A 19,874-nucleotide genomic window follows, 5' to 3' on the forward strand; every position below is an offset into this window, starting at 1 on the left:
GCGCTCAGGCGGTGCGGGCGGCCAGCGCCGCGGCGATCCGGCCGGCCAGCTCCGCGTTGCGCAGCACCAGCCGGACGTTCACCTCCAGCGTCGCGCCCTCGCTGGCCCGGTGCAGGTGGTCCAGGACGAACGGCGTGACGTCCTTGCCGCGCACGCCCGCCGCATCTGCCGCGGAGAGCGCGTCGGCGATGACGCGGTCGTGCAGCTGCCGGTCCAGCTGCTGGTCGACCGGCAGGGGGTTGGCCACGACCACGGCCCCCGGCGCCAGCCCGCGGCGGGCCGCGAACACCGCGGCGGCCTGCTCGGGGCCGGCGACCGACCAGTCCACGGTCGAGCCCGAGTCCGCGACGTAGAAGCCGGGGAAGGTGGTGGTGCCGTAGCCGACCACGGTGACCGACAGCGACTCCAGCCGTTCGAGGGTGGCCGGGACGTCGAGGATCGACTTCACGCCGGCGCAGACCACGACGACCGAGGTGCGGGACAGCGCCGTCAGGTCGGCGGACTCGTCGAAGGTCTCGATCGACTGCCGGTGCACGCCGCCCAGGCCGCCGGTCGCGAACACGGCCACCCCGGCCGCCTCGGCCAGCAGGGCGGTGCTGGAGACGGTCGTGGCGCCGCTCATCCCGAGCGCCGCGGCCACCGGCAGGTCGCGGACGCCCAGCTTGGCCAGGTCGGGGTCCGCGCAGACCCGGTCGACCTGGTCGGGGGTCAGCCCGACGTGCGGGGTGCCGTCGAGCACGGCGATGGTGGCCGGCACCGCGCCGCCGGCCCGGACCGCCGCCTCGACGTCGTCGGCGGCCGCCCGGTTGTCCGGCCGGGGGAGGCCGTGGGCGAGGAGCGTGCTCTCCAGCGCGACGACCGGCCGGCCGGCGGCGAGGGCGTCGGCGACCTCGGGGGAGAGGACCGGGCGGGGAGCGGTGGTCGGCAGCGGCACCCTGTCATCATGGTTGGCGGGTGCGCCGAGCACCGCGGCGACCCCGGCCGCGCGGCCGCCGCACGACCGCACCGTCGAGCAGGGAGCCCGCATGAGCAGCAGCGACATCCTCGAGCGGCCGGACGTCCGCGACTCCGACACCGGCAACGCCAACGAGGTCTTCCACTACGTCAAGAAGAACAAGATCGCCGAGAGCGCCGTCATGGGCACCCTCGTCGAGGCGCTGTGCGGCGAGGTCTTCCCGGTGACGAAGAGCCCCAAGCCCGGCAGCCCGGTGTGCCCGGCCTGCAAGGAGGTCTACGAGCAGCTCCGCAAGGAGTAGAAGGACGCCCTGCCCCCACCGCTCGCAGGCTCGCGGAGGGTCCCTGCAGGGGGCCGGGTCATCCCGAGTGGGCCCCGGAGGGGTCCGCGCAGGGACGACGGACGCGCTCCGCGCAGCTGGGGACGGCACTGGTGGCGGTGCGGTCCGGAGGACCGCGATGTCATCGCTTCATCGCAGGCCGAGTCGGCGCGCCTCCTCGTCCAGCTTGGCCTGCCGCCGTTCCTGCCGGCGACGCTCGTGGCGGCGCAGCGGCGCGGGCCACCGCGCCTGGATCGTGGCGTTGAGCTCGGCGCCGAGCAGCACCGCCATCCCGAAGAAGAAGCAGAACAGCAGCGCGCCGATCGGTGCGGCCAGCGCTCCGTAGGGCAGCGCCACGGTCAGGATGTCGCTGACGTAGGCGCGCAGCAGCAGGGCGGCGACGAGGAAGAAGCCGAGACTGAGCACCGCGCCGGGGAGCTGCCGCCGCCAGGGCAGCCGGTGCGGCAGGACGACGTGGAAGAAGCTGGTGAGCGCCAGCAGCATGCCGATGACCACCATCGGCCAGTAGACCGCGTTGATCAGCATGTCGGTGGTGTCCCGCCAGTTCTCCGGCACGAGTGCGACGAGCCTGCCGCGGCCCAGCACCAGCAGCGGCAGGGTCAGCACCGCCAGCAGCAGCCCCACGACGAAGAGCCAGAGCGCCATCAGCCGGGTGTGGATGGGGCCGCGCACGTCCCGCTGGTCGTAGGCGATCACGATCGTGTTCATGAAGGTCGCCGTCGCCGACGACCCCGCCCACAGCGAGAGCAGGAAACCGACGCTGACCAGCTCCAGCCGGCCGGAGCCGAGGATGTCGGCGAGCGTCGGGCGCACCAGGTCGTCGACGACGTCGGCGGTGAGCACCTGCGCCGACGCGTCGAGCAGCTGGGCCTCGATCTGGGCGACGGCGCCGTCGCCGATCAGCGAGCCCAGGTAACCGAGCGAGCCCAGCAGCCCGATGAGCAGCGGCGGGACGGACAGGATCTGCCAGAACGCCGCCTCCGCGGACAGCCCGATGATGCGGTCCTGCCAGGCCTTGGCCAGCGTGCGGCCGAGCACCTGCAGGGGCACCCGCAGCGGACCGGGCCACCGGCGCACCCGGGAGGGCCGGGGCAGGTCGAGCCGCGTGGCACCCTGCGGGGCGGCGTGCTCGGCGGCCTCGTCCGCGCCGACCCCGGCGGGCGAGCCGCTGGGGAGGACGGCGCTCACCTGACCAGTGTGCACGCCCGGGCGTGCCCCGACCGGTGGGGCGCCGGGCTCGGCACCCCACCGGGTCGGATCGGAACGGGACGTCAGGCCGCCCGCGGGCGCGACGGGCGCCGGCCGCCCGGCGCCGGTGCGCCGCCCGGCGCCGGTGCGCCGCCCGGGACGGTGCCCTCGGGGCCGGGTGCCGGTGCCTCCGCGGGCACGCAGTTGATCACCGGCTCGGCGGCGTAGCGGGTGCGGAAGTCCTCCCGCTTGATCTCGGCGCCGGTATCGAGGTCGCGGAAGACGCGGGTGACCGTGATGTCGAAACCGGTGGACCCGGACTGCGGCTCGCAGGTGGGGCTGTCGGGCTTGTTCTGCACGACCGGCTCGCGGAAGTTGTAGCGCTCGCTGCTGATCGACTGGATCTCGTAGCGCTTGGTCCCGTAGAAGGTGACGGTGATCGTCCCCGGCGTCCACGCCGTGTCGACGTACACGGCGGTGTCGCCGTCGTTGCGCCACTTCAGGTCGATCGAGTCGTAGTAGACCGTCGCTTCCCGGCCGGCCGGGTAGCGGCTGATGTAGAAGCTGTGCGGCTTGTGGAAGACGTCCTCGAGGCCGGCGAAGAAGACGGCGTTGAACATCGTCGTGGCGAACTGGCTGATGCCCCCGCCCACGGCGGTGGTGAACTCGCCGTTGTTGATCACACCGGCCTCGACGTAGCCCTGCGCCACGCCGCGCGGCCCGGTGAAGCCGTTCAGGCTGAAGGTCTCGCCGGGCATGATGATGGCGCCGTCGACCTCCTCCGCGACCACCCGGATGTTCGTACCGCTGGCCGGGTTGCCGATGTTGGTGGTGAAGCTGGAGATCTTCTCGCGCACGCCGAGGGCCTCGGCCTCCTGGGTGGTGAACTCCGCCGGCACCGGGCCCAGCTCGGCGGTGACCGTCCGGGGCGCCTCCTCGGTCAGCACGGGCAGCAGCTGCTCGGCCAGCCGGGCCGGCGCGATGCCGGTCCCGTCCACCGACGGGACGACGTTCACCGCGTCACCGGAGACCTCGAAGGTGGCGTCCTGCGCGGGGGTGCCGAACACCGACAGCTCGTCACCGAGGGCCGCCTGCAGCGCCTGGGGGTCCAGCCCGACGGCGAGCTCGCCGTCGTCCTCGGGCGTGAAGGTGAGGGAGCCGGCGATCGCCTCCACCGGCACCTCGGCGGAGGTGGCGCCGTCCTGGCTCACGACCTGGACCGGCGCCGACAGGGCGGGGGTGACCGTCTCGTCGAGGACGCGCTGGGCCTCCGCGGCGTCCACGCTCACCGGCGTCACCTCCACGGGGAGCTCGATCGGCGTGCTCGGATCGCCACCGGAGGCCAGCGCCTCGGTGATCGCCTCGGCCGAGCCCTCGCGGTCCAGCGTGCGGCCGTCCACCGGCTCGACGACCGAGGGGGTGGTGCCCTCGATGGCGATGGTGGCGTCCTGCGGGGCGCGGTCGACCTGCGCGGCGATGCCGTCGATCTGGGCCAGCAGGGCGGTCTCCTCACCGGTGATGACCGGCTCGACCTCGCGGTCGGAGAACAGGGTCACCAGGCGCGTCCACGGGTTGAGCGGCTGCTCCTCGGCGGCGTCCACGGTGCTCGGGACGTCGAGGGTGATGCCGGCCGTGGCGGGGGAGAGGGTGCCCGCGACGTCGGCGGCGGTGACCGTGTGGTCGGCGACGACCCGGGGGGCGAGCCGCTCCTCCAGCCGCTGGGCGGCCGACGCGGGCGAGAGGCCGCCGACGTCCACCCCGGCCACCACCGTGTTCCGCGGCACCTCGCCGGAGGACGCCAGCAGGTCGACGCCGTAGAGGACGGCCAGCGCGGCCAGGACGCCGGCGGGGACGAGCGCCGCCCGGCGGCGCCACCAGGGGCCCCGGGGGCCGTGCGCGTGGTCGTCGCCGGGCGGAGGGCCGTCCGCCCCGCCTCCGGGTGCCGCCCGCACGGTGTCGAGGGTCGCGGCGTCCACGGGGGCGGTGGCCGTGGCGTCGGCGTCGGCGACCGGGGTGGCGACGGCGGTGCCCGCGCCGTCCTGGGCCGTGGGGCCGCCGGTGTCCCGGTCCGGCCGGCGGGTGCTGTCGGGCTCCTCCGCCGGGGCCGGCTCGGCGACCGGCGGACCCTCGGCGGACGGGTCCTGCGCGGTCGCCGGGTCCTGCTCGGTCGCCGGGTCCTGTTCGGTCACGGTGTCCTGCTCGGCCGCTGCGTCCTCCGCGGTGGCCGGGGGCGCGGCGGGAGCCCCGCGCTGCCAGTCCCTGCCGACCGGACGGGTGTCGTCCGGGGCTGCCTCGTACGCCGGCGTCTGGCCGGTCGCCGGGGGCGGGGGCCCGTCCCCGACGTCGGGACGCATGCGCACCGTCTCGTCGGGTGCAGGGTGGTGCTGGGACATGGGGGTTTCCTCCGGTCGCCGCCGACCGGGGGTCCCCGGAGACGACGGAGCCGCCGGCCCGACGCCCGCACGAGGCGGGACGTCGGACGCGGCGGCGTCGTCGGGTGAGGCGGTCATCGCGGGCGCGACGATAGCGCCTCTCTCACGCAGTTACGCGCTGCTCGCCCTCAGTGTCGATGATGTCGACGGCGATGTCACGCAGCTTGCCCTCGTACTCGCGGGCGTGGTGTCCGCAGAACACGAGGTCGCTGCCGTTGGCGAGCACGACACGGACCTTGGCAAGTGCGCCGCAGCGGTCGCAGTGGAAGGGCACGACCAGGTCGTCGGCGGCGGGGGTCGTCGTCAGCGTCTGGGTCATCTGGGTCATCACTCGCTCTCTACCGCACGGACCCGCGGCTGCGGATCGGCCTCCTGCACAGCGCCAGGATGGCCCCTCGGATTCCCGTTCCGACCCGGTTCATCCCGGACTCGCCGAAAGAGATGAGTCCGTAACACACCGGGCGTGGGTGGAGCGGGTTCAGCAGGGGACGTCACTGGGGTGGAACTGAACTGGTGGTGCTCGTGCTGGTGATCATCTGCCGGGCCGGTGGTCGACCGGTCCGACCGTGGGTCCGCTGCTGTTCTGACCGGGCCCACGCTACGCCGTCTACCCGACAGGTGTCGGCGTACACGGTCGCGATCTCCCCGTGACCACTGTCGGGTGACGGCGGGACGGCTGAACGCGAGTGGCCCAGAACCGGGGAGGTTCTGGGCCACTCGCGTCCGGTGCCGGCTCAGTCCAGGTAGTCGCGCAGCACCTGGGAGCGGCTCGGGTGGCGCAGCTTCGACATCGTCTTGGACTCGATCTGCCGGATCCGCTCACGGGTGACCCCGTAGACCTGGCCGATCTCGTCGAGCGTGCGCGGCTGGCCGTCGGTGAGGCCGAAGCGCAGCCGGACGACACCGGCCTCCCGCTCCGAGAGCGTCTGCAGCACGCTGGTCAGCTGGTCCTGCATAAGCGTGAAGCTCACCGCGTCGACCGCCACCACGGCCTCGGAGTCCTCGATGAAGTCACCGAGCTGGCTGTCGCCCTCGTCACCGATGGTCTGGTCGAGGCTGATCGGCTCCCGGGCGTACTGCTGGATCTCCAGCACCTTGTCCGGGGTGATGTCCATCTCCTTGGCCAGCTCCTCCGGGGTGGGCTCGCGGCCCAGGTCCTGGAGCAGCTCGCGCTGGATGCGGCCGAGCTTGTTGATGACCTCGACCATGTGCACCGGGATGCGGATGGTGCGGGCCTGGTCGGCCATGGCGCGGGTGATGGCCTGCCGGATCCACCAGGTGGCGTACGTGGAGAACTTGTAGCCCTTGGTGTAGTCGAACTTCTCGACCGCGCGGATCAGGCCGAGGTTGCCCTCCTGGATCAGGTCCAGGAACGCCATGCCCCGGCCGGTGTAGCGCTTGGCCAGGGAGACCACGAGGCGGAGGTTGGCCTCCAGCAGGTGGTTCTTGGCGCGCTCGCCGTCGCGGACGATCCAGTTGAGGTCGCGGCGCATCTGCGGGGAGAGCTTCTGGCCCTCCTCCTCGGCCTGGCGGAGCCGTTCGGCGCCGTAGAGCCCGGCCTCGATGCGCTTGGCGAGGTCGACCTCCTCCTCGGCGTTGAGCAGCGCGACCTTGCCGATCTGCTTGAGGTAGGCGCGGACGGAGTCCGCGGAGGCGGTCAGCTCGGCGTCCTTGCGGGCCTGCCGCAGCGCCTCGGACTCCTCCTCCTCGTCCCACTCGAAGTCGGTGCCGCCCTCGGCGGTCTCCTCCTCGGCGACGACCTCGACGCCGTCCTTGCCGGTGACGACCGTCTCGTCGAGCTTCAGCCCCTCGGAGCCGGCGTCGACGACCGCGACCGCGCCCTCCTCGGTGGCCACCGCGGTGAGCACGGCGCCCTCGCCGGTGCCCGGCGACGGGGTGATCGCCGGCTTCGCGCGGCCCTTGGCGCCGGCGGCCTTGGCCGGTGCCTTCTTCCGTGCGGCGGCCGGGTCAGCGGCCGCCTTCCTGGCACGGGTACCGGTTGCGGCCGTCCTGGCGCGCGGGGTGCTCGCTGCGGCTGCTTCCGGTGCTGGCTGATCGGCGGGCACTCAGGTTCCTTCCCGTGCTGGGTGCGTTCCCCGGGGGACCGTGTGGTCCGCGGGCAGCGGCTCCGGCCGGCGCTCCGCGGGGGAGGAGGACCCACGGGACCGGCGCGGCGTTTGGCCGCGATCGGGTCGGGGGATCCCTCCCGGCTGGGAAGCGACGGGCTGGGGCTCCACCATTGTAACGACGTCGCCGGGTGAAACCAGCGCCTCGCACCCGGGGCCCTCGCTCCGAGGGGGCGGGCGGAGCGACCCGGTGGGGTGACGCGGAGCGCCCGGTCGGCGCCCTGCGCGGTCAGGCCTCGGCGCGCTCGACGGCGGCCAGGGCGGCGCCGACGATGCCGGCGTCGTTCTGCAGCTCGGCGGGGACGACCGGGGTGCGCGTGGAGAGCAGCGGTACCCACTTGTGCGCCTTCTTGCTGACGCCGCCGCCCACGATGATCAGATCCGGCCACACGCTGGCCTCGAGGACGTCGAGGTAGCGGTCGACGCGCAGCGCCCACTCGGGGTAGCTGAGCTCCTCCCGCTCCCGGGCGGCCGCCGAAGCGCGGCGCTCGCCGTCCTCGCCGTCGACCTGGATGTGGCCGAACTCGGTGTTGGGCACCAGCCGGCCGTCGACGAACAGCGCGCTGCCGATGCCCGTGCCGAACGTGAGCATGAGCACCACCCCGCGGCGGTCGCGGCCGGCGCCGTAGCGCATCTCGGCCAGGCCGGCGGCGTCGGCGTCGTTCAGCGTCTCCACCGGGCCGGGGATGCGCTGCGCCACCCCCGCGGCCAGGTCGGTGCCCAGCCAGCTCTTGTCGACGTTGGCCGCCGTGTGGGCGACCCCTGACTTGAGCACGCCGGGGAAGGTCACGCCCACGCGCCCGGACCAGTCGAACGAGCCGACGATCCGCGCGACGACGTCGAAGACGGGTTCGGGCAAGGAAGGCTGCGGGGTCTCGATCCGGAGCCGATCCCCGATCAGCCGACCCGCCTCCAGGTCGACCAGGCACCCCTTGATGCCGCTGCCACCGATGTCCACCCCGAAGCCCTGCACGCGGACAGGCTAGTAGAAGGCCCCCTTCGCCCTCCGCGACTCGCATGGGGCCCTGCTGCGAGGGGGGCCGCTGCGGCAGGATCGGCGCATGAGCACCCCGCGCGCAACCCTCACGGACCCACCGGCACCGGCCGGGCTGCTGGCACTGGCGGTCGCGGTCGCGCGCGAGGCCGCCGTCCTGGTGGCCCGCGGCCGGGAGTCCGCGGGGGAGCAGGTGACCACCAAGTCCAGCTCCGTCGACGTCGTCACGGCGGTGGACGCCGCCAGCGAGGAGCTGCTGGTCCGGCGGTTGCTGGAGGCGCGCCCGGACGACGGGGTGCTGGGCGAGGAGGGGGCCGCGCGCGAGGGCAGCAGCGGGGTCCGCTGGATCGTCGACCCGATCGACGGGACCGTGAATTTCCTCTACGACATCCCCGCCTACGCCGTCTCGGTCGCCGCCGAGGTCGACGGGGTCGTGCGCGCGGGCGCGGTGCTCAACGTCGCCACCGGGGAGCTGTTCACGGCGTCGGCCGGCGGTGGCGCGTGGCTGGAGGTGCCCGGCCGGCCGCTCCGCCGGCTGGCGGTCGGCACACCGGTGTCGCTGGAGCAGACGATGGTCGCGACCGGCTTCGGCTACCGGGTGGAGCAGCGCCGGGCGCAGGGTGCGGTCGTCGCGGAGCTCGTGACGCGGGCGCGCGACATCCGGCGGTTCGGCAGCGCGGCGCTGGACCTCTGCGCGGTCGCCGCCGGCCGGGTGGACGCCTACTTCGAGCTCGACCTGAACCCCTGGGACCACGCGGCCGGGGCGCTGGTGGCCGCCGAGGCCGGCGCGGTCGTGACCGGGCTGGGCGGTGCGCCGGTCGGGGAGCCGATGGTCGTCGCGGTGGCGCCCTCGGTGGCCGAGCCCTTCCTCGCGCTGGTCTCCGAGCTGCACCGCTGAGCGGGGGGCGAGGGCCTCAGCAGTCGGCGGGTGCGCTGTCCGGGGCGGTCAGCGCGGCCTCGACCTCCTCGGGCGGGGCGAGGCCGGCGAAGTCGGGGCCCAGTACCAGGTCGACGACGGCGTCGGCCCGGACGTCGCGGTAGGTCGTGGACCCGGGCACGAAGACGGTCAGGAACCGCGCGGCGTCCGCGCCGGGAGCGCCGTACCGCACCTCGCCGACGCCGGTGACCTCCCGGTCCGTCGGGTCGTTGGCCACCTCGTTGACGGTGAAGCCGCGGCCGGCGAGCTCGTCGGCCACCGTCTGCGCGAGGCCGCCCTGGCTCGTGGCGTTCAAGACGCGCACCGACACGGTGGCCGGGTCGAGGGACGGGGGCGCCGCCTCGGCGGTGGCGCAGGCCCGGGCGTCCGCGGCCCGCTGCTCCCGCTCCTGCTGGGCCACCGACCACCAGACCGCGCCGGCGGCCAGGGCCAGGACGAGCAGGAAGATCAGCGGGGGGAGCGGGCGACGGCCACTGCGCGGGCGCACCGGGGGCTGGGCGGTGCGCTCGGTCACGGGAGAGCTCCTCGGCGGGGATCCGGCAGGCGTGACGCCGGCCGGCCGGAACGGGACGGACGACGCCCGCGACTGGTGCGGACGGCGGTCGGTGCGAGCTTAGGGGCGGCGGGGCGTCCTAGATCGCACCGTCGTCCAGAGCGGCGCGTCCCAGCTCGACGCAGGGGTCGATCCGCTCCGCGTAGCCCGTCGTGTCCTTGCCCGCCATCGCGCCCGCGGCCGAGCGGGCCACGATGCCCGCGATGATCGCGGCGAACTTGAAGAAGCCGAAGGCCACGTACCAGTTGAGCTCGGACAGGTCGGTGCCCGTCCGGCCGGCGTAGCGCTCGGCCACCTGCTGCCGCGTCGGGAAGCCGGGCAGGGTGGTGACCGGGCTCTGCGACGACGGCCGCTGCTCGCCGGCCTCCGGCCAGTAGACGAGCATCATCCCGAGGTCGGTGAGCGGGTCGCCGACCGTCGACATCTCCCAGTCCAGCACCGCCTTGATCCGGCCCGGCTCGGCCGGGTCGAGCAGGCAGTTGTCGAGCCGGTAGTCGCCGTGCACGATGCCCGAGCCCTGGGTGGTGGGCACCGTCTCGGCCAGGCGGGCCGCCAGCGCGTCCAGCCCGGGCCGGTCCCGGTCACGGGTGGCGTCCCACTGCTTGGTCCAGCGCCGCACCTGGCGGGCGGCGAAGCCCTCCGGCCGGCCGAAGTCCGAGAGGCCGACGGCGTCGTGGTCCACCGAGTGCAGGTCGGCCAGGACGTCGACCAGCCGCTCACCGACCGCCCGGCGCTGCTCCGGCTGGTCGGCGTAGCCCGGCGGGAACTCGCGGACCACGTGCACCCCGACCACGCGCTCCATCACGTAGAAGGGCGCACCGAGGACGCCGGTGTCGGTGCACAGGTGCAGCGTCCGGGGCACGGGGACGGCGGTGCCGCCCAGCGCGCTGATCACCCGGTGCTCGCGGGCCATGTCGTGCGCGGTGGCCAGCACGGCGCCCGTCGGCGGCCGGCGCAGGATCACCGCGTCGTCGGCCGACCCGCCCTCGGGGGTCACCACGTAGGTGAGGTTGGACATGCCCGCGGCGATCAGCTCGACGGTGACCGATCGCCATCGATCGTCCCCGAGAGCAGCGGCCAGGTAGGGCCCGACGACGGCTGGATCAGCACCCGGGGGAGTCGACACCGGCGCAGGGTAACCTCTGGCGCTCCGCCGCCCGCCCGACCCTTCCCGGGTCCGATGTGTCACCTCCGCTGAGGCGGGCACAAATCGGGGCCGAACGGCGTTGGGGGGCTGCCGGCCTCTCCGCGAGGGGAGGCCGACGCAGTGGACGGGCGCCCCGTGCGGGCCGCTCCCACACCGACCCACCGGTCGCCCACCGGCGAACGGCCAGGACGACGGCGCGCACCCCGCGCCTCGTCAGACGAGCGGGCACGACGCCCGCGGAACCCCGGAGGAGGGGCACACCCATGGCCACCGACTACGACGCCCCGCGCCGCAACGAGACCGACGAGCTCGGCGAGGACTCGCTCGAGGAACTGAAGGCGCGGCGGGCCGAGGCCCAGTCCTCGTCGGTCGACGTCGACGAGACGGACTTCAACGAGAACCTCGAGCTCCCCGGCGCGGACCTGTCCAACGAGGAGCTGACCGTCCGCGTGCTGCCCAAGCAGGAGGACGAGTTCACCTGCTCGCGCTGCTTCCTGGTGCAGCACCGCAGCCGGCTCGCGTCCACCCGCGGCGACCAGCTGTTCTGTCGCGACTGCGCCTAAAAGGACCACCCTTCCCCCCGCGCCTCGCACGCTCGCCGCGGGACCCTGAAGGGTGGCCGTTCCAGCACCTCACCAGGGGGGACCGATGACCGAGGGGCCGCGCACCGGGGCGCCGCGTGACGTGCCGCCGCCGCGCCCGGTCGCGCCGCAGGCCACCCCCGCGACGCCCGAGGAGAGCCCCCTCGCGCGCGCCGGACGGGCTCTCGCCGACGCCGTCGCCGGGCTGACCGGGAGCGGCGCGGACCGGCCCGCCGGCGGGGGCCTGCGCGACGTCGTCGGCGCCGTCGCGGGAGCCGTGGCCGGCGCGTTCGGCAGCGGGACCCCCGCGCCGCCTCCCGGCCCGGCCGAGACCCGGGCCGCCCCTGGGGACGGCCGCGTCCCGGGCGCGCTGCTGGGCGACCTCCTGGCGGCGGCCGCGCCCCGGCTGCCGATCCGTGACCGGGACCGCCTGCGCGCCGCCCACCCCGGGTTGTCGGACGACGAGATCGCCGAGGCGCTCGTCCAGCGGGCCGCCCGCGCCACGTCGGGCATCGGGGCGGCCACGGGCGGCCTCTCGGCCGCCCACTGGTTCGCGCCGCCCTCCCTGCTGGCGGTCCCGCTGGAGCTGGGGGCCGAGACGGTCCTGGTCGCCGCCGTCGAGGTCGTCCTGATCGGCGAGCTGCACGAGCTGCACGGCCGGCGCGCCCCGGGGGACGCCACCGAGCGGGCGCAGGCCTACCTCGCCGGGTGGTCGCTGCAGCGCGCCGTGCGGGACGGCGGCGCCGCCGGGCTCGGCACGGTTCTCGGGGCCGCGGGCCTGCGCGCCCTGCGGCGGCGCATGACCCGCCGGCTGGCCGGTGCGCTCCCCGCGGCGGCCCCCTTCCTCGTCGGCGCCGCGCTCTCGGGCCGGGGCAACCGCCGGGCGACCGAGACCCTCGCCCGCCGCATCCTCTCCGACCTGCGGGAGGGTCCGACCGCGTGAGCCGACCCGGCCTCCGGGGTGCGGGTCGCCGGCCTCCCTGCAGGGGCCCGGCGCGAGCCTGCGAGCGGTGGGGGGCGGGGAGGTCCTTATAGGGTCGGCGACGTGGCCGAACCCTCCGAGCTGGACGTGGCCGTCCGGCTCACCGCCCCCGACGGCGCGGTCCCGGCCTACGCCCTGGCCGGTGACGCCGGGGCGGACCTCACCGCGGCCGAGGACGTGGAGCTGGCCCCGTTCGAGCGCAGGCTCGTGGGTACCGGTGTGGCGGTGGCGATCCCCGAGGGCTACGCCGGTTTCGTGCACCCCCGCTCGGGGCTGGCCCACCGGCTCGGGCTGAGCATGGTGAACGCACCCGGGACCATCGACGCGGGCTACCGCGGGGAGATCATGGTCAACCTCATCAACCTGGACCCGGTGACGCCGCTGCGGCTCTCCCGCGGCGACCGCATCGCGCAGCTGGTGGTGCAGCCGGTGGTCCGCGCGCGGTTCGTGGCGGTGCCCGAGCTCCCCGCCAGCTCTCGCGGCGAGGGCGGCCACGGCTCCACCGGCGGGTACGGGCCCGCGGCGACCGGGTCCTCCGACACACCAGCACTCGAGGGGAACTGACATGCCGTTCGGACGGCGGCGCAACCGCATCGACCGCAGCCTGCGCGAACGGGGCGTGCCCCCGGAGCCGCAGCAGCGGATCCGGGAGGTCTACGAGACGACGGGCCCCTGGGACGAGGCCGACGCACCCCAGGACGGCCTGGCGCGGATCGACCTGGGCGCCCTCCGGCTGCCCGCGCTGCCCGGGATGGACCTGCGGGTGGAGCTGAGCCCGCAGCAGAAGGTGATCGGCGCGACGCTGCGCCACGGCAGCTCGCTGCTCCAGGTCGCGGCGTTCGCCGCCCCGCGCGCGGCCGGCATCTGGGACGAGGTCCGGGCCGAGCTGGCCCGCACCGCCTCGGGCCAGGGCGCGTCCCTGCGCGAGCAGGAGGGCCCCTTCGGCATCGAGCTCGTCGGCACGGTCGTGGCGGTCGCACCGGCGCAGCCCGGGCAGCCCGCCCCGGCGGCGTCCCGGCGGCCGGCCCGCTTCCTCGGCGTCGACGGCCCGCGCTGGTTCCTGCGCGGTCTGCTGAGCGGCTCCGCGGCCGCGGGCGGCGAGGCGGAGGCGGCCGCGCTGGAGGGGGCCTTCCGCGGCATCGTCGTCGTCCGGGGCAGCGAGCCCATGCCGGTGCGCGAGCCGCTCCCGCTCGCCCTGCCCCCGCAGGCCGCGGCGCAGCTGGCGGCGCAGCAGCCGCCGCCGGGGGCTGCCCCGGGCCGGGCGCCGGCCGGCGGCCCCGCCTGACGACGCGATGCAGGGAACACCCGTGCGCGTCCACGTGGGCACACCGGCGGCCTACGCTGGTGCCGTGACGGAGACCCGACCGGCGGGCTGGTGGTCGCGCGCGGTGCAGCGACTCACCGCCGACGACCACACCATCGACGCCCAGGAGCTGCGGGCGGGATCGGCCAGCGCAGGCTGCGAGCCGGTCAGCGCCTGCCGCAAGGGTGCGGTGGTCACGGTCACCGGCCGGCTCAAGTCGGTCGTCTACACCCCGCGCGAGACGGTGCCGACGCTCGAGGCCGAGCTGTTCGACGGCTCGGGTTCGGTGACCCTCGTCTGGCTGGGCCGCCGGCGCATCGCGGGCATCGAGCCCGGCCGGACGCTCACCGCGCGCGGGCGGTTCGCCGCCTTCGACGGCCGGCAGGTCATCTACAACCCCTGGTACGAGCTGAGCGCCGGCTGACCGCAGCGCGACGGCGGGCAGCCGCCACGCGGGGGACGGGCAGCGGACGAAGGGGACGAGGGTGACCGCAGCGGGCCGGACGGACGACGGCGAGCACGGTCCGGAGCCCGACGCCCCGGCGTCGGCCTTCGACCGCGAGCAGCTGCTGGCCCAGCTGGGCGGCTGGCGCGGCATGCTCGACGCCACGCTGCCCACCGTGTCGTTCATCGTGGCCAACGGCATCGCGGGGCTGCGCACCGGCATCTGGGCGGCGGTGATCGCGGCGGTCGGGGTCTTCGTCCTCCGCCTGGCCCGGCGGCAGAGCGTGCAGCAGGCGTTCAGCGGGCTGATCGGGGTGGGCATCGCGGTGGCCATCGCGGCCAACACCGGCGAGGCCCGCGACTTCTTCGTGCTCGGGATCGTGCGCAGCCTCGTCGTCGGCGTGGTCCTCCTGGGGTCCATCCCGTTCCGCTGGCCCCTCGTCGGGGTCGTCGCCGAGTTCCTGGCGCCGAGCCACCTCGGCTCGATGGCGAGCCACTCGCTGCCCTGGAACCGGCGCTCGCGCGGGACGGAGCCCGAGGCCACCACGCCGGTGACCCCCGACCTGCGGGACGCGCCGCAGCTGCACTGGCGCCGCGACCCCCGGCTGCTGCGCGCCTACTCCTGGCTCACCGCCCTCTGGGCCGCCTCGTTCTTCCTGCGCGCCGGCGTGCAGTGGGTGCTCTACCGGGCCGACGAGGTTGAGCTGCTCGGCACCGCGTCGGTCGTGCTCGGCCTGCCGCTGACCGCCGTCGTCCTCGTCATCACGCTGTGGGTCGTCGCCCGGCTGCACCGGCACCGCACCCCCCCGGCTCCACCCGAGGCTTGAGTGCATGGCCCCCTTGCAGGGGCCCGCCGCGAGCCTGCGAGCGGTGGGGGGCAAGGGGGTCCTCGTTCAGGCGTGGATGCGGCCGGGGCCCTCCGGGGCGAAGACGTACTGCAGCTCCTCCTCGGTGTCGCCGTGCGACACGAACAGCAGCTCGTCGCCGGACTCCAGCGGCTCGTCGGGCGACGGGGTGATCACCCGGTCGCCGCGGAGGATCGTCGTGAGCACCGTCTCTCGGGGGAGCGGCACCTCGCGCAGCGGGCGCCCGACCCAGGCGGTGTCGTCGCCGAGGGTGATCTCGACCAGGTTGGCCGCGCCCTTGCGGAAGCTCATGAGGCGGACGACGTCGCCGACGGTCACCGCCTCCTCGACCAGCGCGGCCAGCACGCGGGGGGTGGAGACCGCGACGTCGACGCCCCACGCCTCGGTGTAGAGCCACTCGTTGCGCGGGTCCTTGACCCGGGCGACCACGCGGCCGACCGCGAACTCCGTCTTGGCGAGCAGCGAGACGACCAGGTTGGCCTTGTCGTCGCCCGTGGCGGCGACGACGACGTCGCAGGTGGCCAGCTGCGCCTCCTCCAGGGAGGAGACCTCGCAGGCGTCGGCCTGCACCCACTCCGCGCCCGGCACCGAGCGGGTGCGGACCTTGCGGCCGTCCTTCTCGATCAGCATGACGGCGTGGCCGTTCTCCAGCAGCTCCGTGGCGATGGAGCGGCCGACCGCGCCGGCTCCGACGATCGCGACCCGCATCAGTGTCCGCCTTCCTGGGGGCCGCGCTCGACGACCTCGTGGACCCGTGCGGTCAACTCGTCGGTGACCGCGACGACCAGCTGGTCGCCGTCCTGCAGGACCGTGGTCGGCGTCGGCAGCTGGGCCTCGCCGAACCGGGTGAGCCAGGCTGCCCGGGCGCCGGTCGCCGCCTCGAGAGCGGCCAGCTTGCGGCCCACCCAGCGGTCGGTGACGGTCACCCGCACCAGCAGCACCTGCCCGGTCGGCTCCCGCCACAGCTCGCTCACCTTGACCGACAGCAGCTCGCGGAGCAGCCGGTTCACCGTCCACGGCACGGTGGCCACGCTCGGGATGCCCATGCGCTCGTAGACCTCGGCCCGCTTGGAGTCGTAGATCCGCGCGACGACGTGCTGGACGCCGAAGGTCTCCCGCGCCACCCGGGCCGAGATGATGTTGGAGTTGTCGCCGCTGCTCACCGCGGCGAAGGCGCCGGCGGAGTCGATGCCGGCGTCGAGCAGGGTCTGGCGGTCGAAACCGAGCCCGGTGATCTGGCGGCCGGCGAACTCCGGGCCCAGCCGGCGGAAGGCCTCGGGGTCCTGGTCGATCACGGCCACGCTGTGCCCGATCTGCTCCAGGCGCCGGGCGATGGCGGAGCCGACACGGCCGCAGCCCATCACGACCACGTGCACGCGTCACTCTCCGCAGTTCTCCGGTGGCGCCGGCGCCGTCCGCCCGCGCATCACCGGCCGCGAAGCTACACCCGCCGGGGCCCCGGCAGCGGGCAGGACGCCGGTATCCCCCTCGGGGGCCAGGTGGCCCGAGTCACGCCCGCGGCGGCCCCGCGCGTCCGTACCATCGCGCCGTGCCGAACCTGTCCGATCTCGGACAACTCCCGAAACGCCTCGTCCTCGGCCGCCCCGTACGCAGCGACCGGGCGGGGGAGTCGTTGCTCCCCAAGCGGCTCGCGCTGCCGATCTTCGCCAGCGACCCGCTCTCCTCGGTGGCCTACGCCACGCAGGAGATCCTCATCGTCCTGACCCTGGCGGGGACCGCGTTCCTGTTCTTCGCCCCCTGGATCGCGATCGGCGTCGTGGTGCTGCTCACGACCGTGGTGCTCTCCTACCGGCAGGTCGTGCGCGCGTACCCGTCCGGCGGCGGCGACTACGAGGTGGCGGTCAAGAACCACGGGCAGTGGGCCGGTCTGACGGTGGCGAGCGCGCTGCTCGTCGACTACGTCCTCACCGTCGCGGTGTCGGTGTCGGCGGGGACCGACAACATCATCTCGGCCTTCCCCGAGCTCAACGAGTACCGCGTCCTGATCGCCCTGGGCCTCGTGGCGCTGCTGGCCGCGGTCAACCTGCGCGGCGTCCGCGAATCGGGCCGGACCTTCGCGGCGCCGACCTACCTCTTCATCACCGGCATCATGATCATGGTCGTCACCGGCCTGCTGAAGTACTTCGTCACCGGGGGCGGCCTGGTCGCGGAGAGCGCCTCGTGGACCGTGCTGCCCGAGCCCGGGTACGAGGAGGTCACCGGGCTGGCGCTGGTCTTCTTCGCGCTGCGCGCCTTCGCCTCCGGCTGTACGGCGCTCACCGGCGTCCAGGCGATCGGCAACGGCGTCCCGGCCTTCCGTCCGCCCAAGAGCCGCAACGCAGCGACCACCCTCGCCCTGATGGGCGGTATCGCGGCCACGATGTTCGCCGGGGTCACCGCCCTCGCGCTGCTCGCCGGCGTCAAGTACGTCGAGAACACCTGTGACCTGGTCGGGTTCCCCGGGGACTGCGAGACCGATCCCCAGCGCACGGTCATCGCCCAGCTGGCGGCGGCCACCTTCGGGGGCGACACCTCGCTCGGCTTCTTCTACGTCCAGGCCGCCACGGCGCTGGTCCTGATCCTGGCGGCCAACACGGCGTTCAACGGCTTCCCGTTGCTGGGCAACGTGCTCGCCCAGGACCGGTTCATGCCGCGGCAGCTGCACACCCGGGGCGACAAGCTCGTCTACAGCAACGGCATCCTGCTGCTCGCCGGCTTCGCCGGACTGCTCATCGTCGCCTTCGACGCCGACGTCAACCGGCTGATCCAGCTGTACATCGTCGGCGTGTTCACCAGCTTCACGCTGGGGCAGACGGGCATGGTGCGGCACTGGAACCGGGAGCTGCGCAGCGTCACCGACCCGGGTACCCGGGCCAGGATGAGGCGCTCGCAGGCCATCAACGCCCTCGGCGGCACGCTCACCGGCGTGGTCCTGGTCATCATCATCGTCACCAAGTTCACCCAGGGGGCCTGGCTGGTGCTGCTGGCGATGCCCGTGCTCGTCGTCCTGATGAGGGGCATCAACCGGCACTACTGCCGCGTGTCGGAGCAGTTGGAGCCCGACGCCGACGCCCGCACCCTGCCCAGCAAGGTGCACGCCGTCGTCCTGGTCTCCAAGGTGCACAAGCCGACGCTCCGGGCGCTGGCCTTCGCCCGGGCCACCCGCCCGGACGCGCTGACCGCGCTCACGGTCAACGTCGACGACGGCGAGACCCGCGCGTTGCAGGCCGACTGGCAGCGCCACGACATCCCGGTCCCGCTCACCGTGGTGGAGTCGCCGTACCGGGAGGTCACCCGCCCGGTGCTCGACTACGTGAAGGGCATCCGGCGGGACAGCCCGCGGGAGCTGGTGGTGGTCTTCGTGCCGCAGTACGTCGTCGGCCACTGGTGGGAGAACGTGCTGCACAACCAGAGCGCGCTGCGCCTGCGCGCCCGCCTGCAGTTCGAGCCCGGCGTGATGATCACGACCGTGCCGTGGCAGCTGGAGAGCTCGGTCGGCCACGACGACGACGGCCGGCGCGGCGGCCCCGCCCCGGGCGACCTGCGCCGCGGCTTCACCGACGACGAGGTCGATGTGACGCCGTATGGCTGAAGCTGAAGGACCTCGCCGCCCCCCGCGACTCGCACGCTCGCCGCGGGACCCTGCGGCGAGGCCGCGCCGTCCCCGGCGGAACGACTCGTCCGACCGGGGGATGGGCTGGGCGGGGCAGGAGTTCGAGGTGGCCGTCGGGCCGGTGGCGCACGGGGGGCACTGCGTCGCCCGGCACGAGGGCCGGGTGGTGTTCGTGCGGCACACGCTGCCCGGCGAGCGGGTGCGCGTGCGGGTCACCGAGGACCGGCACCCCGGCTTCTGCCGCGCCGACGCCGTCGAGGTGCTGGAGGCGGCGCCCGCCCGGGTCGAGCGCCCCTGCCCCTACAGCGGTCCGGGGAGGTGCGGCGGGTGCGACTGGCAGCACGTCGACCCCGCCGAGCAGCACCGGCTGAAGGCGTCGGTCGTCCGCGAGCAGCTGGTGCGGCTCGGTGGCCTGGACGCCGGCGACCCCGTGGTCGCGGGCCTGGTCGTCGAGGAGCTCCCGGGCGGGGCGCTGCGCTGGCGGTCCCGCGCGCGCTTCGCCGTCGACGGCACCGGCGCCCCCGGCCTGCGGCGGCACCGCTCGCACGACGTCGTGCTGCTCGACGACTGCCCGATCACCGTGGAGCCGGCCGCGCAGGCGGTGCTGGGACGGCGCTGGCCGGGTGCGGGCGCCGTCGACGTCGCGATCGACTCGACCGGCGCGGTGACCACCGTCCCGCTGGACCGCCGCGGCCGGCCGCGCGGCGCCGAGGTGCGGCGCGCGGGGGAGGAGCTCCCCGCCGAGCCCGCCGGCCGCGCCGAGCGGCGGGCCGGGGGCCGGGACTGGGAGGTCGAGGGCACCGGCTTCTGGCAGGTGCACCCCGCCGCCGCCGACGCGCTGGTGGACGCCGTCGCCGGGTTCGCGGCCGTGACGGCCGGGGAGACGGTGCTGGACCTCTACGCGGGGGCCGGGCTGTTCGGCGGCGCGCTGGCCCCGGGGGTGGGTGCGGGCGGGCGCGTCGTCTGCGTCGAGGCCGACCCCGGCGCCTGCGCGGCCGCGGACGCCAACCTCGCCGACCTGCCCCAGGCCGAGGTGTGGCAGGGCGAGGTGGACGCCGACGGGCTCGCCGAGCTGCTCGCCGAACTGGGCTCCGGGCCGGACGTCGTCGTCCTCGACCCGCCCCGCGCCGGTGCCGGGACCGCGGTGAGCCGGCTGCTCGCCGGGAGCGGCGCGCGGGCCGTCGTGTACGTGGCCTGCGACCCCGCTGCGCTGGGGCGCGACGTCGCCGCGTTCGCCGCCGCCGGGTACCGGCTGGCCGCGCTGCGCGGCTTCGACGCCTTCCCGATGACCGCCCACGTGGAGTGCGTCGCCCTGCTGGTCCCGGCCGCGTAGGGCCGGGCCCCCCGGCGGGACGTGGCGGTTCGGCGACGGAGGACCACTCCCGTCGCACCCGTCACACGCGTCGTCCGGCC

Annotated in this window: 20 protein-coding genes; 10 read left to right on the top strand and 10 right to left on the bottom strand. The window is 75.0% G+C overall.

What is annotated here, in order from left to right:
- Positions 1-4: 4 nt before the first annotated feature.
- Positions 5-934: a pseudouridine-5'-phosphate glycosidase gene (locus tag ACI79P_RS07570; RefSeq protein ID WP_456580423.1), complete on the bottom strand. Its 930-nt coding sequence runs from the start codon at positions 932-934 to the stop codon at positions 5-7.
- 91 nt (positions 935-1,025) lie between these two features.
- Between ACI79P_RS07570 and ACI79P_RS07575 the strand changes: the two genes are divergently transcribed.
- Positions 1,026-1,256: a DUF3039 domain-containing protein gene (locus ACI79P_RS07575; protein ID WP_456580424.1), complete on the top strand. Its 231-nt coding sequence runs from the start codon at positions 1,026-1,028 to the stop codon at positions 1,254-1,256.
- A gap of 168 nt (positions 1,257-1,424) precedes the next feature.
- Here ACI79P_RS07575 and ACI79P_RS07580 read toward each other — a convergent pair whose 3' ends face one another.
- The 5 genes from ACI79P_RS07580 to ppgK form a co-directional block, all read right to left on the bottom strand.
- Positions 1,425-2,483 carry a YihY/virulence factor BrkB family protein gene (locus ACI79P_RS07580; protein WP_456580425.1) on the bottom strand — a complete coding sequence of 353 codons (1,059 nt, stop codon included), beginning with the start codon at positions 2,481-2,483 and terminating at the stop codon, positions 1,425-1,427.
- Between the two features lie 83 nt (positions 2,484-2,566).
- Complete coding sequence (locus ACI79P_RS07585) at positions 2,567-4,876, bottom strand: VanW family protein (RefSeq protein WP_456580426.1); 2,310 nt, start codon at positions 4,874-4,876, stop codon at positions 2,567-2,569.
- Between the two features lie 142 nt (positions 4,877-5,018).
- Entirely contained in the window at positions 5,019-5,243 is a 225-nt protein-coding gene (locus ACI79P_RS07590; protein WP_091930645.1) for a DUF7455 domain-containing protein, read from the bottom strand.
- A 406-nt stretch (positions 5,244-5,649) separates the two neighbouring features.
- On the bottom strand, positions 5,650-6,981 hold the full coding sequence (locus tag ACI79P_RS07595; protein ID WP_456580427.1) for an RNA polymerase sigma factor: 1,332 nt from the start codon (positions 6,979-6,981) through the stop codon (positions 5,650-5,652).
- 289 nt (positions 6,982-7,270) lie between these two features.
- Positions 7,271-8,014 (bottom strand): polyphosphate--glucose phosphotransferase, encoded by a 744-nt coding sequence (ppgK, locus tag ACI79P_RS07600; protein WP_456580428.1) that lies wholly within the window; start codon positions 8,012-8,014, stop codon positions 7,271-7,273.
- Between the two features lie 88 nt (positions 8,015-8,102).
- On the opposite strand from ppgK, the gene ACI79P_RS07605 reads away from it, so the two are divergent.
- Positions 8,103-8,933 (top strand): inositol monophosphatase family protein, encoded by an 831-nt coding sequence (locus ACI79P_RS07605; RefSeq protein ID WP_456580429.1) that lies wholly within the window; start codon positions 8,103-8,105, stop codon positions 8,931-8,933.
- Between the two features lie 16 nt (positions 8,934-8,949).
- Here ACI79P_RS07605 and ACI79P_RS07610 read toward each other — a convergent pair whose 3' ends face one another.
- Complete coding sequence (locus tag ACI79P_RS07610; RefSeq protein ID WP_456580430.1) at positions 8,950-9,486, bottom strand: LytR C-terminal domain-containing protein; 537 nt, start codon at positions 9,484-9,486, stop codon at positions 8,950-8,952.
- Between the two features lie 118 nt (positions 9,487-9,604).
- Positions 9,605-10,651, bottom strand: a complete 1,047-nt coding sequence (locus tag ACI79P_RS07615; RefSeq protein WP_456580431.1) for a phosphotransferase family protein — start codon at positions 10,649-10,651, stop codon at positions 9,605-9,607.
- Positions 10,652-10,935: 284 nt separating this feature from the next.
- Here ACI79P_RS07615 and ACI79P_RS07620 point away from each other — a divergent pair, with 284 nt between their 5' ends.
- The 6 genes from ACI79P_RS07620 to ACI79P_RS07645 all read left to right on the top strand — a co-directional run bounded on the left by ACI79P_RS07620 (position 10,936) and on the right by ACI79P_RS07645 (position 14,809).
- Positions 10,936-11,235, top strand: a complete 300-nt coding sequence (locus ACI79P_RS07620) for a DUF4193 domain-containing protein (protein ID WP_091930594.1) — start codon at positions 10,936-10,938, stop codon at positions 11,233-11,235.
- 85 nt (positions 11,236-11,320) lie between these two features.
- The gene (locus tag ACI79P_RS07625; RefSeq protein WP_456580432.1) at positions 11,321-12,196 is read left to right on the top strand and encodes a hypothetical protein; all 876 of its coding nucleotides are present in this window, start codon (positions 11,321-11,323) and stop codon (positions 12,194-12,196) included.
- Between the two features lie 102 nt (positions 12,197-12,298).
- Complete coding sequence (gene dut, locus ACI79P_RS07630) at positions 12,299-12,799, top strand: dUTP diphosphatase (protein WP_456580433.1); 501 nt, start codon at positions 12,299-12,301, stop codon at positions 12,797-12,799.
- Between the two features lies 1 nt (position 12,800).
- Positions 12,801-13,520, top strand: coding sequence for a DUF3710 domain-containing protein (locus tag ACI79P_RS07635; RefSeq protein WP_456580434.1), 720 nt, complete (start codon positions 12,801-12,803; stop codon positions 13,518-13,520).
- Positions 13,521-13,584: 64 nt separating this feature from the next.
- Complete coding sequence (locus ACI79P_RS07640) at positions 13,585-13,962, top strand: OB-fold nucleic acid binding domain-containing protein (RefSeq protein ID WP_456580435.1); 378 nt, start codon at positions 13,585-13,587, stop codon at positions 13,960-13,962.
- Between the two features lie 61 nt (positions 13,963-14,023).
- Positions 14,024-14,809, top strand: coding sequence for a DUF3159 domain-containing protein (locus ACI79P_RS07645; protein ID WP_456580436.1), 786 nt, complete (start codon positions 14,024-14,026; stop codon positions 14,807-14,809).
- A 66-nt stretch (positions 14,810-14,875) separates the two neighbouring features.
- Here the strand turns inward: ACI79P_RS07645 and ACI79P_RS07650 are convergent, their stop codons facing one another.
- Positions 14,876-15,556 (bottom strand): potassium channel family protein, encoded by a 681-nt coding sequence (locus ACI79P_RS07650; protein ID WP_456580437.1) that lies wholly within the window; start codon positions 15,554-15,556, stop codon positions 14,876-14,878.
- The gene (locus tag ACI79P_RS07655; RefSeq protein ID WP_456580438.1) at positions 15,556-16,224 is read right to left on the bottom strand and encodes a potassium channel family protein; all 669 of its coding nucleotides are present in this window, start codon (positions 16,222-16,224) and stop codon (positions 15,556-15,558) included. Before ACI79P_RS07655 ends, ACI79P_RS07650 begins: the two co-directional genes overlap by 1 nt.
- Before the next feature lie 173 nt (positions 16,225-16,397).
- On the opposite strand from ACI79P_RS07655, the gene ACI79P_RS07660 reads away from it, so the two are divergent.
- Together ACI79P_RS07660 and ACI79P_RS07665 are read left to right on the top strand one after the other, a co-directional pair.
- A complete protein-coding gene (locus tag ACI79P_RS07660) occupies positions 16,398-18,440 on the top strand; it encodes an APC family permease (RefSeq protein ID WP_456580439.1) in 2,043 nt (680 codons plus the stop codon).
- A gap of 100 nt (positions 18,441-18,540) precedes the next feature.
- Positions 18,541-19,794, top strand: coding sequence for a class I SAM-dependent RNA methyltransferase (locus ACI79P_RS07665; RefSeq protein WP_456580440.1), 1,254 nt, complete (start codon positions 18,541-18,543; stop codon positions 19,792-19,794).
- Positions 19,795-19,874: the final 80 nt, after the last annotated feature.

The organism is Blastococcus sp. SYSU DS0510 (genome assembly GCF_054050835.1).